We start from the raw sequence: 14,313 nt of genomic DNA on the forward strand, positions 1-14,313 counted from the left end.
ATGAGTTTAGTTTATGAAAAACAAATACGGGTAACAGAAGATCATATTGATGGCAATAATCACGTCAATAATGTTCAGTATGTTCACTGGGTGGAGGAGATTGCCGGTGAACATTGGGATTTTGTAAAACACAGAACGGAATATCCGGAAGATATCTGGATGCTTCTGGATCATCATATTCAGTATAAAAAACAGGTGTATTTAGGTGATATCATCAAAATAAAGACCTATCCTAAAGCTCCGGAAGGCATTAAACAACCCCGAAAAGTTGAGTTTTACTGCAATGACAAACTTGTTGTGGATTCGACTACGCTTTGGGTTTTAATTGATGTAAAGACACAGAAAATTAAGAGGTTGGAAAGTGATTGGCTGGATAAACTGTAATTATTCATTTAAAATTTTCACAATCGTATCAAACTTGGTTTCGTCAACAATTCCTGTAATTTCTTTTACATTGCCATTTTTATCAATAATAAAAGTTAAAGGGTTTCTTAAAATGGGAAAATAAGATTTTAATTCCTGCCCGGAATCGGTAATATGGCTAAAATTAAACTCCCGTTTTGCCAGAAATTTATCAACCTTTTCTTTGCTGTCGTGGGTAATGGCAAGGAAATTTACTTGTGTTCCTAAAGTCTCTTTTAATTTATTTAAATAAGGAAGCTCCTTGATGCAAGGTTCACAAGTCGTTGACCAAAAATTGATGAATGTGATTTTCCCTTTTAAATCATCAGAAGTAAAATTTTCACCTTGCTGGTTTTTATAATTTTCAATAGGGAAATGTTTCCCGATTTTACTTTCGAGGTCGGGTTGTATGAAAAAATATCTTTCTTGAGCTGTTAAAAGGCAGTAAAATAAGATAGAGAAAAGGATTATTATTTTTTTCATAGTAAAGTAACGATTCAGTTCACTATATTATTTTGATCTAAAACTGATTTCACTTTCAAATAAGACAAAACAAAAATCAAAACTCAAATTCCTTATCTTTGCACCATGATACGTATTACAAAAATTTTTACATTCGAAACGGCTCATGTGCTGTATAATTACGACGGAAAATGTAAAAATATGCATGGACATTCCTATAAACTGTTTGTAACGGTGAAAGGGAAACCGATAAATGATTTGGAAAACCCTAAAAATGGGATGGTTGTGGATTTTGGAGACATCAAAACAATTGTAAAATCTGAAATTGTAGATGTTTGGGATCATGCCGTGTTGATCAATGCGCTTTCTCCTCACAAGGAGCTGGGTGAAGATCTTGAGCAGAAAGGGCATAAAGTGATTTACTGTACTTTTCAGCCCACTTGCGAAAACATGTTATACGCCATCGCAGCAAAAATAAAATCGAGGCTTCCTGAGGGGATTTCTTTGGCTTATCTAAAACTTCACGAGACCGAAAACTCTTACGGAGAGTGGTTTGCAGAAGATAATCAGTAATTTACAAAAACTCAGACGGTGTTAAAGACAATCATCAATTTAGAACCTGGAAAAAAAGTATATTTCGCTTCAGATCAGCATTTTGGTGCGCCCAATCCAAAGGAAAGCAAAGTTCGTGAAGAGCGGTTTATCCGTTGGATGGATGAGATCAAGCATGATGCTCAGGTTTTGTTTTTAATGGGTGATTTGTTTGATTTCTGGCATGAATGGAAACATGTGATTCCGAAAGGATACGTCCGTGTTTTAGGAAAAATTGCAGAATTGAAGGATCGTGGAATTCATGTGTACTTTTTTGTGGGCAACCATGATCTTTGGATGAAAGATTATCTGGAAGAAGAAATCGGATGTACGGTTTTTTACAAAAAACAGTATTTCGAAATTGCAGGAAAGCAGTTCCTGTTGGCTCACGGAGACGGTTTGGGACCCGGTGACAAAGGATATAAAAGAATGAAAAAACTGTTTACAAATCCTGTTGCCCAGTGGTTTTTTAAATGGCTTCACCCCGATATTGCTATGAAAATTGCGCTGTATTTATCGCAAAAAAATAAAATGATTTCCGGGGATGAAGACAAAGCATTTTTGGGAGAGGATAAAGAATTTCTGATCATTTACTCGAAAGAAAAGCTCAAAACTCAGAAGATAGATTATTTCATCTACGGTCACCGCCATCTTCCGATGGTGTTGGATCTGGAGCAAAAAGCAAAATACATCAATCTTGGAGACTGGATTTCATATTTTACGTACGGTGTTTTTGAAACGGATTTTGAATTGAAAACCTTTGAAAAAAGCACAAAAAAAATTACCTCTTAACGAGGTAATTAAACCGAATGAATTAGATTCATTCTTGTTTTTAATCCATATTCCGAGATACCACACAGCAATAACCTGACCAAATTTTTAATTTTTAAATTAAAAAAATATTAAAAACAATACTCTTTTTGTTAACTTGTTTAAAATGAGACAATAAGAATTTAAAAATATTTTTAGAGAAGTGGAAAATATATTTGACATACTGACAGAACAGGATTTTCTGAATGCTTCATTGAAAACATTCTATCATCAATACGAAAATGTAGAAATCTATAGAAAGTTTGTGGATTATTTAAAAATTAATCCTAAAGAAGTGGACAGTCTGACAAAAATTCCGTTTCTACCCATCGAGATGTTTAAAAACCATCAGATTTTAGACAAGAATGTGACAACGGATTTATTTTTTCAAAGTTCGGGTACGACGCAGATGAATTTGTCTAAACATTTCATTGCCGACGAAAAGATCTATCAGGAAAGTATTTACAAGAGTTTTAAACAGTTTATCGGGACGCCGGAAGATTTTATTTTCCTGGGGCTTTTGCCGAGTTATCTGGAGAAACAAAATTCGTCATTAATTTATATGGTAGACTATCTGATGAAAAAATCCGGCAAGCCGGAAAACGGGTATTTCCTTTACAATCATGCTGATTTGTTTGAATTATTAAATACTTTGCAAGATAAAAAAGTGATCCTTTTTGGAGTTTCTTTTGCCCTTCTGGATTTTCTGGACTTTTGCAGCTCAAACACTCAAACACTCTTATCCTCAAACACTCTTACGGTAATTGAGACGGGCGGAATGAAAGGCAGAAAAGAAGAAATGACAAAAGACGAGCTGTTGAAAATTTTACAGGAAGGTTTTAAAACAGAAAAAATTTATTCAGAATATTCCATGACAGAGCTTCTTTCTCAGGCTTATTCTCTGGGAAATAATGAATACCAATGTCCGAACTGGATGCGGATTATGGTGAGAAATGCAGAAGATCCTTTTAACTACGAAAAAGAAGGAAGAACCGGCGCAATTAATATTATCGATCTGGCGAATATCCATTCGTGTTCGTTCATTGCGACGCAGGATTTGGGAAAAATCACGGGCGACAAATTTCAGGTGTTGGGAAGAATTGATCATTCGGATATTCGGGGATGTAGTTTGCTTGTGAGTTGATTTGAGTCGGAGAGTTTGAGAGTGAGAGTTTTGTTGTGGGTGTCGGTTTTGTTAATCATTTTTGGATTGTCTATCATTTGCTGAGTGGAACGCCCTTGCGAACAAAAAAATATGTAAAAGTATACTCAAATAAACTTTATGTCATTTGCGTTAAAAATTAAAATATCATAAAATCGAAACGTGTTAAAAATAGAAGAACTAGTTCATGCATTTATCCATTCTCAATGTGATTTTGAGAAGGAAATTGTGCTGACTAATCACTTTCAGGCCGATTGGGAAGCCGATTTATTGATTATTGATTTTGAAGGTTTTAGTCATGAAATTGAAATTAAACTTTCAAAAAGCGATTTTAAAAATGATTTTAAAAAATCGTACACCAATATAAAAACCGGCGAAAAATTTTTGAAACATGATAAAATCGGCTGTGGCGACTATGTATGCAATGCGTTCAGTTTTCTGCTTCCGATGGGAATGGTAGAGCATGGCTTAATTCCCGAACATTGTGGAATTATCGAGTTTTATCATAATGTAGATTCATGGGAAACAGAATTTTATCCCATCAGAAAACCCAAAAGAGTACACGAAGATTCTTACTGGAAACTGAATGACAAAGACCTTTTCATCCGGAAAATGGCTCTGAATTTATTACAAAGAAAAATGGAAATCAAAGGAAAACATGAGGAGCTGATTTTTAAAAATCCTTTTGATATTAAGAAGTTTAAATAATTAATTAAAATAGACGGTTTTTTAGATCCTTCGACTGCTTCGCGCTCAGGATGACATCGCTAATACTATTTGCTAATAATTAACAGTATAATTTTCCAGTGTCACCCTGAGCGCGAAGCAGTCGAAGGGTTTTTGAGTTGCATTGTAGATCCTTTCAGGATGACAGAACTCTAATACTAAATGTTACATTCTGTACAGAAGATTTTGCGTTGTCATCCTGAGCGCGAAGCAGTCGAAGGATTTAAAGCCAATAAAAACTTAGACATAAAAAAATCCCGTCAACAGACAGGATTTTATTTTATAGTTTTTTGAATTTTTTTAATCTACCACTTCAGAATCTCTTTGAAGCAAAAATTTATAGATCAATCCTCCAACAACACCTCCCAGAATCGGGGCTACCCAGAACAGCCAAAGCTGAGACATGGCGTTTCCACCTACGAAAACTGCCTGAGAAAGGGATCTCGCAGGGTTTACGGACGTGTTTGTAATTGGGATTGAAATTAAATGAATTAATGTTAAAGCAAAACCGATTGCGATGCCTGCAAATTTTCCGTTGGCATATTTATCAGTTGCTCCCATGATGATGATCAGGAAGAAAGCAGTTAATAAAAATTCAGCGAGAAAAGCAGCGGCCATAGAATAGCTTCTACCGTGATAGCCGGCCATTTCATAAAAGTTTGTTGCAAATGCACCGGGACCTTCTGCAGTAAACGCACCTGCACCCTGCAAAATTACATACAGACATCCTGCAGCAGCAATAGCGCCAATACATTGTGCCACAACATATGGGATAAGATCTTTGGCCGGAAATTTACCACCTGCCAAAAGACCGAAAGTCACGGCCGGATTGAAATGCCCTCCGGAAATATGTCCTACCGCATACGCCATGGTAAGAACCGTAAGACCAAAAGCAAGAGCGACACCTAAAATTCCGATACCGCTGTCGGGAATTCCGGCGGCGAAAATAGCACTTCCGCAACCACCGAAAACAAGCCAAAATGTGCCAAAAAATTCAGCAAAAAGTTTTTTTATCATATTGTTTATTTTAAAATGTATCTCAAATTTAGAATTAAAATTGAGAAATAGAAAGAATTTTTTTAAAAATATTTCAAACTAAAGTGATGAGTTTTTACGAATTTAATAATTTGATTTTGTGTTTATTGAAAAATTTGTTTTAACTATATTCCTTTGTAATTTGAATTTTATACAATAATTGTTTATTTTTCGTTATAAATTTAAAGTGTTTTTAATGGGGAGAGTTTTTTGTACGATTTTAGTGTCTTTTACTTTTAATTTTCATTATTCTCAGGCTGCAAAAAAAGTACTACCATGTCATGATCTCGCTGAGGTTTTGAAGGTAGAACCGACTGCGCTTTACAAACCGCATCTGGATGCTTCCAAAAGTTTTGGAGTCAAACTGCTTAAAGATTCCAAGACTGTTCAGAAATACATCAGCAGCGGAAAATTTCATAAAATTAAAAAAACAGGAAAGGGCTATCGCGTTCAGAAGCTCGATTACAGCAGAGCCTGGATGGTTTCTAAAGGCAAGCTGATGCTGGAAAAGATGGGAGCCCGCTTCAGCAAAGAAACGAAAGGTCATACTTTTACGGTTTCGTCCATTACCAGGACGCTGGAAGATCAGTGCAGATTAAGGAGGGTTAATTCTAATGCTTCTTTAGGGATCAGTTCACACAATTACGGCAATTCATTCGATATTTCTTATGTTCGTTTCAATGATGTTCTGAAATACAATCCCAAGATGGAAGCTGCACTGGAAAAAGTGCTGAAATACTATTACAATCTGGGAAGGATTTATTATATCAAAGAAAAACAGCAAAGCTGCTATCACATTACGGTTAGAAATTATTAACAAATTTTCAATTATCTGTGAGATACTTGCACAGGTAGTTTAGTTTGTATAATTTTATGCCACTAAAATACCGTGAAAATTATGACTACATTCAATCAAGAACAGTACAACCTTGCAGTTGAGGGATGGATGAACAGCTGTGGAAGCTATTCAACAATTCAGAGTCTTATTCCTACCAATTATGTTTTTAACCTTTCTGCAGACCAGATCGATTGGGTAAAAGAAAGAAACAAATGCAATGATTTCTGTGTAGATATGGGAATCTACAACGATCAGGTAATCATTATCCTTTCCCCGCTTAATTCTGACGGACAAAAAATGCCGGTAGATGAATATCCTTATAGCGAGCTAAAAGAGCTGCAACAGGATCTTAGATTGGTGGAAACGGAAGAATATACATTGGTAAAAAATGCTGTTCTTTCTAAAGATCTTAGAACAATTGATGATGATTCTGATATGTACTTTCCGGTTTCTAATAAACCTATAATGGAACAGGATAAGGCAATCGAGGCTATCGAAATGTGGAGAAATGAGGGGATGACCTGGTTTTATAGAGAATGTACCGAATTCCAGGGAGCAAGGGTTTTTAGAAAGTTTTATGTGCCTTCTGAGAATCTTAGTCCGCCAAAACCGGGGCTTACAAACATTATTTGTTCATTCGGGCTAAAGTTTTCTGATGTGTACCAGAGAGTTTTACCTACCTTGATTTTTATCTCTTTCTATGCGGATCTTGAAAATACAGGAAGCATACAAACGATCTCAAATACCTACGACTGGTCTCAGCCATGTCCGCCTATTTGTAACATTTAAAAAATAAAATTAAATAACAACTACTAAAATGGAGGATGCTTTTAAAGTAATACTTTATTTTAATAACGGTTTTCTTTTTATCAGTGCTATTATTGGACTTTTAAAATTTAAACGCCTAAAAAATATTGAAAAATGGTATGTTTATTATATCATTTTTCTTTTTTTCATAGAAGCTGCTATTAAAATCTCAATCTATGCTTTAAAATTAAAGAATATAGATTTCCTGTATCCTCTTTACGTTTCGGGAGAGCTTTTTTTATTGGGAAGCTTGTTCATCAGGAAACTCAACCTTTCGAAGTATTGGTACATCCCGATTTTTGTTTTGATGGGATATTTTTTCTTTGTAAACAAAGTAGAAACCAACGAACTGAAAAAGGTAATTTCCAATATTGTAGTGATCTGTTTTGCAGGCTATTCGCTTTTGATGGAGATCAGAAAAAGTGAAACAAATAACGACAGGTTTATACTGGTAGATGCATTTATATTCTTGTATTATGCCGTTTCGGTATTCATATTTTTCATGCTGAAACAGCTGAAATCATTTTCCAATGATGAGGTGTATATGATCTGGAGTATGAATAATGTCTTGTGTTCTTTCCTTTATGTATCAATTATTTATACCTTTTTAAAATTAAAGAAATAACCTTAAATATCAACTTTTTCATTACTTTAATCGTCGTTTTGGTGATTATCGTATCTTTTATTTTGCTGGCGTACAGAAGTTTTATTCTCAGAATTATTAAAGAAAAAAACGCACAGCACGAAGCGGAAGTTTTGCATCAGAAAAGGTTGGTTTTAGAAAATATTAAAGCCCAGGAATCGGAAAGGAAAAGAATAGCCGTCATGATTCATGATGACATCGGAAACCGTCTGAATATTCTTTCATTATGGCTGAATAATATGGACACAAAAGGAGATGAGCTTATCAAGAAAAACATTTCAGCGCAGATGGGTTCTCTGATAGACTCGGCCAGAAGCATTTCGCACTCATTATATCCCGTGAATCTGGAATCTGTAGGATTGGTTTTGTACATTGAAGAACTTATTGCCAATTTATCGGGAAGGATCAATATTTCCCTGAATGTAAGCCCGAAATTTCAGAAAAAAGATATTTTCATAGAAGTGCAGTTGTACAGGATCATTCAGGAATTTACCACCAATGTTCTTAAACATTCGGAAGCATCAAGAGTCTGGATTTATATTAAAGATAATAATGACAATCTTGCAGTAGTGATCTCCGACAACGGGGAAAGTTTTGAATATGAAGAGGTAAAAAAAGGAATGGGCATCAAAAATATCGAATCCAGAATAAAATCTATGAATGCGGCGCACAAATGGAAAAATGTTTTAGGTAAAGGCAGCCGTTTAATTATTAAAATTCCATACAACAATGAATTCCCAAATCAAAATAGCATTAATTGATGACGAGCAGTTAATCCTTGAAGGCGTAAAAATGTTATTATCCTCCGAACAGAATATTTCGGTAGTTTCAACATCCAACAACGGTCCGGGTTTTTTGGAAAGTTTAGAAAATACTTCACCAAATGACTTTCCGGATATCGCTTTGGTAGACGTACAAATGCAGCCGATGAACGGGTTTGAGCTGGTGGAAATTCTTAAAGAAAAATATCCCGATCTTAAAATCATCATCCTTTCGTCGCATTACAAAACGACGATTTTAGGCTATATGGTGAAGCTGGGCGTGTCTGCTTTTTTACCTAAAAATTCTAATAGAAATGCTTTCATAGAAGCCATCACGATGGTCTACAAAAACGGAATTTTCTTCACACCGGAAGATCATCAGATGATTTTTTCGTACATGAACAGCCCCACAAAAAAGAGAACTCTTTTCGAAATGGACGACGAACTTTCCGACCGCGAAAAAGACGTCGTAAAGCTGATCTGTCAGGAATTTACCAACAACGAAATTGCAGAAAAACTGTTCATCAGCCCAAGAACGGTAGAAAGCCACAGGCAAAGGATTGTCGAGAAAATCGGGGCTAAAAATACGGTGGGAATTGTAATCTATGCCATCATCAACAATATTCATCCTTTAGAAAGAATTTGATTCCGTAGAAATACGGAATTTTCTATTTAGTACTTTTTACTCTATAATCCGGTTTTTTTTCATCGTTACTTTGAAGAGTTCATTCAATCTTTGTCAAAGTTGAAAATCTTTGACAACGTTTAAAAAAATAAAAACCACAAAGTGCAATGAAAAATAATATTATCTCTGTCGGAATTTTCTTCGATGGAACCGGAAACAACGGAATGAATGCAACTTCTTCCGAAAAACCTCAGAAAAACAACGAAAGCTATTATAGTAATACAACCAATATTTATAAGCTGTTTAAGTTATTCAATGGTGATGAAAAAATTTATATAGAAGGAATCGGGACGGTGACAGGCGCCGAAGACAGCGATTTTGCGATGGCCACCTGCAAAAACCCTATGGGAAGCGAAGGCTATTCTTCAGACGACAAACTGGAAAAAGCTTTTTCTTTTATTAAAGGAAAAATGTACGACCAGACGAAAGAGTATCATTTTTACGTCTACGGATTCAGCAGGGGAGCGATGTTAGCTAGAAATTTCTGCTACGAAGTACTGAAGCCGGGTTCAAAGATTTCAGGAACGATCAAAATGAAGTTTCTAGGCGTGTTTGATACAGTGGAATCTGCTGCGTTCAACGATTACAACGTTACGGTTTTACAGGCGACGGAAAGAGCTCTTCATCTGTGTGCAGTGAACGAATGCCGGTATTTTTTTCCACTCACCGGTTTTTTTGAGTATTCTAAAGATATGGAAGACACAAAATCCGAAACCGGAAATTCTGTCTGGAAAGAAATTTTCATTCCCGGAGCTCATGCAGACGTTGGCGGCGGTTATCTGGAAGGATCACAATCTGTTTATGTTTCTCCGAATTTTTTGAGAAACGATCATCTTCGTTCTTACGTAGAAAATGTAAAAACAACAAGCCGAGATGCTCAGGGAAACAAAATCTGGAATTCTCTTTTGCAGCATTATAAATTGGATGAAGGCGAACTTTTCTCTCAGGCTTACGTCGCAAGAGACTGGGTTTACAATGAGCTTTCAAAAGTATATGGAAAATTAATGCTTACCGAAACGAATGCTCAGGAAACGATTTTTAAAACTGATTTTGATGAGTCTGATTTTATAATTAATGAAGAGGATCATCCTTATTTAATACAGCTTTCCAGTGCTTTGGAAAAGTATAGTAAAAATCTTTCCCCGGATTTGAAGCCGGTGTACAATTATGAAAAACTGGCGGATTACACACATATTTCGGCAAATTTTGGGCTGTATCATCCTGCGATCCTTCAGAATTCAAAATCTGATGCGAATGTAGAATTCATCAACAACGGCTTGAACGTACCGAGTAATAACAACGACCAGTTTAGTGTAAACCAGTCAAAATTACAATCAGAAATACATCATATAGAAGATTCTGTGGTAGATTACGCATACGGAACAAACATTCCGAACAACGATAATTGGAACCGTACAATATTGATTAAAGAGAATTTTTATAATAAATGTTAGTACTTTTTCAGTTTTAAATTTAGGTGTGGAGCTGTCCTGGTTAGACAGCTCTTTTTTTGTGTTTTATTTTAAAATTTAAGTATCAAAAACCAAAAAACTAACAGCTGTCAACTAACAACAATTAACCATTTTTTCTTTTTAGGAGCTTTTTCCCGCTTTCGCTACTCGCTTTTTTTTGATTCGGCTCGGCGGCTTTGCCGCCGAGCCGAATCAAAAAAAGAGCTCAAACATGCCGCTCAATCGGGGCTAGATTTCAGACATTCATTTCAATATTTAGAAAAAATAACCACAAAGTTTGTCATCTAGGCTTGAATTTTTTCATTCTTTTTCTAATACTATGCTTAGATCCTTTCAGGATGACAAATCTTGTAAAAAAAATAAATTTATTATTTTGATATTTAATAAGTTAAGTAAAAATACGTAAATCTTAATTTAGTGATTTATACTGTTTTTTTTCTCTCTGTTTCGTCGTTACTTTGAAGTGTTCTTTTATATGAAGCTTCAAAAGGATATAAAAAAAATCATTAACACCAACGTCTGGAAACAGACCCCAAAAAACATATAGAAATCATGGAATATAGAGACAACGAAGTGTATTTCGATACTGCTTCAAACAATTTAGTAAAAGGATCTTTTACGGTAAACGAATTTTCTATCACGGATGGACAAGATCCTAAAGGACACATTTACGTAGGTTTCACAGCAAGCTGCGGAAGCGACGGAAAATTTATTTTTTCAATCGGTAGAAAAGGCTCCTCAACAGTAGCAAAATGGTTCTCAGAAAGAGTTCCTGCAAACAGAACAACCTTCAATCATGATCCGGGAGAATTAAATTTTGCTATGATCGGAACCTTAGTTCTTGAATTTAACGGAGGAAAAATCTGTACTTTTTATAATGTAGCTTTAGCCCAAGGTCACAGCGGAGCCAGCAACAACTGGTGGTTTGGTGGTAAACAGGGAATGTACAACGGAAGCGATACCGCAATCTACGGAGCATCAAGCAACGGAATTGTAGAATTGGCATCATTCCTGAGAGGCGGAAATTCAGTAGATCATGTAAAAGTGACTCCAAAAACTTTCTAAAATACTCGACACGTTAGCTTTATTCATATCCAACTGACTCTAAAGCTGTTCATTTTTGAGCAGCTTTTTATTTTTTGATTTACTTTTGAGTGAAACAGCCTTGTCAAGGTTCAAAACCTTGACAAGGCTTCAAAATTTTAACATTTAAAGTCAACCCCAAAAAAGTTGAATTAAATATTACATTTTTTTTACATTCTGCAATTCATTTCTTTTTCCGTATTTTTGCACGCGAAAATTCATTATTCACTATTAATCATTATTTAACATGCTTTCGGTTCAAAGTTTAGGATTACATCATTCGGGAAACTATCTGTTTCAAAACGTGAATTTCACGATTAAAAAGGATGATAAAATTGGTTTGGTCGGTAAAAATGGAGCGGGAAAATCCACTTTATTGAAAATGCTTTCCGGAGAAATTAATTTCTACGAAGGAAACGTCGTTACGGAAGGAAGCGTCACCATCGGTTTCCTGAAACAGGATCTCGATTTCGTAAAAGGAAGAACGGTTTGGGCAGAAACGATGCAGGCTTTCGAGCAGATCAATGCCTGGAAAAACGAGCTTGAAGATGTAAATCATCAGATGGCAACAAGAACCGACTATGAAAGCGATTCTTACACGGATCTGATTAATAAAATGACCGAGCTGAACGATCTTTTGATGAACCACGATGCCTATAATCTGGAAGGCGACATGGAAAAAGTGTTGTTTGGTCTTGGTTTTAAAGCGGATGATTTCCAAAAAATTACCGACGAATTTTCCGGAGGATGGAGAATGAGAATCGAGCTGGCAAAACTGCTTCTTCAAAAGAATGACATCATGCTTCTCGATGAGCCTACCAACCACCTCGATATGGAATCCATCATCTGGCTGGAAAACTTTTTGAAAGATTATCCCGGAGCTATCGTTTTGGTGAGTCACGATAAACAGTTTATGACAGCGGTTTGTAACCGTACTTTTGATATCAACAATAAGAAAGTAGACGATTACAAAGCCAACTATTCCAGATATTTAGTGATGCGTGAAGACCGTCGTGAAAAACTGATTCAGGCTAAAAAGAATCAGGATGCGGAAATCAAGCAGATGGAAGATAATATTAATAAGTTCCGCGCAAGTGCGACCAAAGCTTCTTTCGCGCAGTCGCTTATTAAAAAATTAGATAAAATCGAGCGTATCGAAGTGGACAATGAAGACGTTTCAAAATTCAATATCCGTTTCGTACAGTCACAGGTTCCCGGAAAAATTATTTTCGAAGCTGAAAATTTGGGAAAAGCTTACGGACAGAAACAGATTTTTGACGATGTAGATTTTATCGTTCAGAGGGGTGACAGAATTGCACTTCTTGGGCAGAATGGGCAGGGAAAAACAACGTTGGCGAAAATTCTTGCCGGAGATATCAAAGATTATTCAGGGTCATGGAATCTTGGTCATAATGTAAATATCGGGTATTTTGCCCAGAATCAGGAAGAAGTTTTAACTCCGAATAAAACGGTTTTAGAAGAAGCGGAAGATGCTGCAACTGAAGAAACCAGGCCAAGAGTAAGAGATTTATTAGGATCTTTCCTATTCCAAGGTGAAGCGGTGACGAAGAAAACGAGAGTACTTTCCGGAGGGGAAAGAAACCGTTTGGCGCTTTGTAAATTGTTGTTGCGTCCGTTCAACACTTTGATCATGGACGAACCTACCAATCACTTGGATATTCAGTCTAAAGAAATTATTAAACTGGCTCTTCAGAAATTTGAAGGTACATTAATTGTCATCTCGCACGACAGGGAATTCCTGCAGGGGCTTTGTGATAAGATTTATGAATTCCGTGATGGGAAAATGAAAGAATTCTTAGGTGATATCAACGAATATCTTGAATTCAGACAAAAAGAATCGATCAGAGAAATTTCTGCAGAAAGAGCAAAACTTCACAATGAAATTCCGAAAGTTGAGGAAAAAAAGGCGGAGGAGAAACCAGCAGCTAACAACCCGCAACCTGCAACGATCGTAAGTAAAGAACAAAAAAATATTCAGAATAAATTAAAAAAAGTAGAAGAAAAAATTTCCGAACTTGAAACTAAGATTGAGGAATTTGAAGCTTCTTTTGCTAAAGAAAACCCTTCTGAAGAAACATTGGAAATCTACAACAAAACCAAAGAAGAACTGGATCTTGCTTTGCAGGAATGGGAATATCTGGGTACTCAACTGGATTAATTTTATTTAAATTAAACTGATCCGTATTACAAACCTAACAGGTTTTCAAAACCTGTTAGGTTTGAAGATTAAAATGTTTTTAGGTAGTGTTAGCGATGTCATGGTGAGGTTCTCGAAGCATCAACACAAAGTATTTACAAGATTAATCCAAACTTTTGTAACAAAATATCAATCGTTTCTACCTATCACAAAAAGTATTTTAATAAAACTTAATCTAAACATAAGATTATTTTTATAATTTTGGCAAATGATTCTTAAAGAAAGCAGAAATCTCAAAAATTTTATCTCCAAATTGTTGTTTGGGATATATTTTCTTGCGATGTTTTCCCAAAGTTTCCACAGTCACAGTTCTGAAGAGGTTTTTAAAAATTTCAGTTTTAAAAAATCAGAAAACACTTTTACAAAAAATGTAGTTAAAGAAAAAGCCGGCGACTGTTTGGCTTGTCACTTTTTGGCTACCGGACATACTTTAGTTCCTGAAGAATTCAGCTTTTCTTTTGAAAACTACACACATGAAGTAAAACTGATCATTGCTGTTCAGGAAAAAATCTGGTCTCAGACCAAATTCACATTTCAGCTTCGGGGGCCGCCCGCAATTTCATAATTTATAGATTCTTTTTGGGTTTAAACTAATGTTTTGACTTCAGGTTTTCGCAA

The 14,313-nt window shown here is 35.6% G+C and carries 16 protein-coding genes; 14 read left to right on the forward strand and 2 right to left on the reverse strand.

The features are described 5' to 3' along the window. The gene (locus BMX24_RS00975) at window positions 1-384 is read left to right on the forward strand and encodes an acyl-CoA thioesterase (protein ID WP_089790230.1); all 384 of its coding nucleotides are present in this window, start codon (window positions 1-3) and stop codon (window positions 382-384) included. Here BMX24_RS00975 and BMX24_RS00980 read toward each other — a convergent pair whose 3' ends face one another. Further along, on the reverse strand, window positions 385-885 hold the full coding sequence (locus BMX24_RS00980; protein WP_089790231.1) for a TlpA family protein disulfide reductase: 501 nt from the start codon (window positions 883-885) through the stop codon (window positions 385-387). Between the two features lie 105 nt (window positions 886-990). Here BMX24_RS00980 and queD point away from each other — a divergent pair, with 105 nt between their 5' ends. The 4 genes from queD to BMX24_RS01000 all read left to right on the forward strand — a co-directional run bounded on the left by queD (window position 991) and on the right by BMX24_RS01000 (window position 4,135). Then, a complete protein-coding gene (gene queD / locus BMX24_RS00985; protein ID WP_076446795.1) occupies window positions 991-1,437 on the forward strand; it encodes a 6-carboxytetrahydropterin synthase QueD in 447 nt (148 codons plus the stop codon). 18 nt (window positions 1,438-1,455) lie between these two features. Further along, window positions 1,456-2,247 carry a UDP-2,3-diacylglucosamine diphosphatase gene (locus BMX24_RS00990; RefSeq protein ID WP_089790232.1) on the forward strand — a complete coding sequence of 264 codons (792 nt, stop codon included), beginning with the start codon at window positions 1,456-1,458 and terminating at the stop codon, window positions 2,245-2,247. 181 nt (window positions 2,248-2,428) lie between these two features. Next, window positions 2,429-3,409: a LuxE/PaaK family acyltransferase gene (locus BMX24_RS00995; protein ID WP_089790233.1), complete on the forward strand. Its 981-nt coding sequence runs from the start codon at window positions 2,429-2,431 to the stop codon at window positions 3,407-3,409. A gap of 180 nt (window positions 3,410-3,589) precedes the next feature. Beyond that, window positions 3,590-4,135, forward strand: a complete 546-nt coding sequence (locus tag BMX24_RS01000) for a hypothetical protein (protein WP_089790234.1) — start codon at window positions 3,590-3,592, stop codon at window positions 4,133-4,135. A gap of 318 nt (window positions 4,136-4,453) precedes the next feature. On the opposite strand, the gene aqpZ is transcribed toward BMX24_RS01000, so the two are convergent. After that, on the reverse strand, window positions 4,454-5,167 hold the full coding sequence (gene aqpZ, locus BMX24_RS01005) for an aquaporin Z (protein ID WP_089792658.1): 714 nt from the start codon (window positions 5,165-5,167) through the stop codon (window positions 4,454-4,456). A gap of 217 nt (window positions 5,168-5,384) precedes the next feature. On the opposite strand from aqpZ, the gene BMX24_RS01010 reads away from it, so the two are divergent. The 9 genes from BMX24_RS01010 (at window position 5,385) to BMX24_RS01050 (ending at window position 14,260) form a co-directional block, all read left to right on the forward strand. Continuing rightward, window positions 5,385-6,005: a DUF5715 family protein gene (locus BMX24_RS01010; protein WP_089790235.1), complete on the forward strand. Its 621-nt coding sequence runs from the start codon at window positions 5,385-5,387 to the stop codon at window positions 6,003-6,005. An 81-nt stretch (window positions 6,006-6,086) separates the two neighbouring features. Then, window positions 6,087-6,815 (forward strand): hypothetical protein, encoded by a 729-nt coding sequence (locus BMX24_RS01015; protein ID WP_089790236.1) that lies wholly within the window; start codon window positions 6,087-6,089, stop codon window positions 6,813-6,815. A gap of 28 nt (window positions 6,816-6,843) precedes the next feature. Beyond that, complete coding sequence (locus BMX24_RS01020; RefSeq protein WP_089790237.1) at window positions 6,844-7,458, forward strand: hypothetical protein; 615 nt, start codon at window positions 6,844-6,846, stop codon at window positions 7,456-7,458. 41 nt (window positions 7,459-7,499) lie between these two features. Next, window positions 7,500-8,237 (forward strand): sensor histidine kinase, encoded by a 738-nt coding sequence (locus BMX24_RS01025; protein WP_228404616.1) that lies wholly within the window; start codon window positions 7,500-7,502, stop codon window positions 8,235-8,237. Next, window positions 8,206-8,883 (forward strand): response regulator transcription factor, encoded by a 678-nt coding sequence (locus BMX24_RS01030; protein ID WP_089790238.1) that lies wholly within the window; start codon window positions 8,206-8,208, stop codon window positions 8,881-8,883. Before BMX24_RS01025 ends, BMX24_RS01030 begins: the two co-directional genes overlap by 32 nt. A 146-nt stretch (window positions 8,884-9,029) precedes the next feature. Next, window positions 9,030-10,376, forward strand: coding sequence for a T6SS phospholipase effector Tle1-like catalytic domain-containing protein (locus BMX24_RS01035; RefSeq protein ID WP_089790239.1), 1,347 nt, complete (start codon window positions 9,030-9,032; stop codon window positions 10,374-10,376). Between the two features lie 570 nt (window positions 10,377-10,946). Beyond that, window positions 10,947-11,459: a hypothetical protein gene (locus tag BMX24_RS01040; protein WP_089790240.1), complete on the forward strand. Its 513-nt coding sequence runs from the start codon at window positions 10,947-10,949 to the stop codon at window positions 11,457-11,459. A gap of 265 nt (window positions 11,460-11,724) precedes the next feature. Then, entirely contained in the window at window positions 11,725-13,656 is a 1,932-nt protein-coding gene (locus BMX24_RS01045; RefSeq protein ID WP_089790241.1) for an ABC-F family ATP-binding cassette domain-containing protein, read from the forward strand. Between the two features lie 247 nt (window positions 13,657-13,903). Beyond that, the gene (locus tag BMX24_RS01050) at window positions 13,904-14,260 is read left to right on the forward strand and encodes a hypothetical protein (RefSeq protein ID WP_089790242.1); all 357 of its coding nucleotides are present in this window, start codon (window positions 13,904-13,906) and stop codon (window positions 14,258-14,260) included. The last annotated feature ends 53 nt before the right edge of the window (window positions 14,261-14,313 follow it).

The sequence above is a fragment of the Chryseobacterium wanjuense genome, assembly GCF_900111495.1.
GTDB classification, from domain to species: Bacteria; Bacteroidota; Bacteroidia; order Flavobacteriales; family Weeksellaceae; genus Chryseobacterium; species Chryseobacterium wanjuense.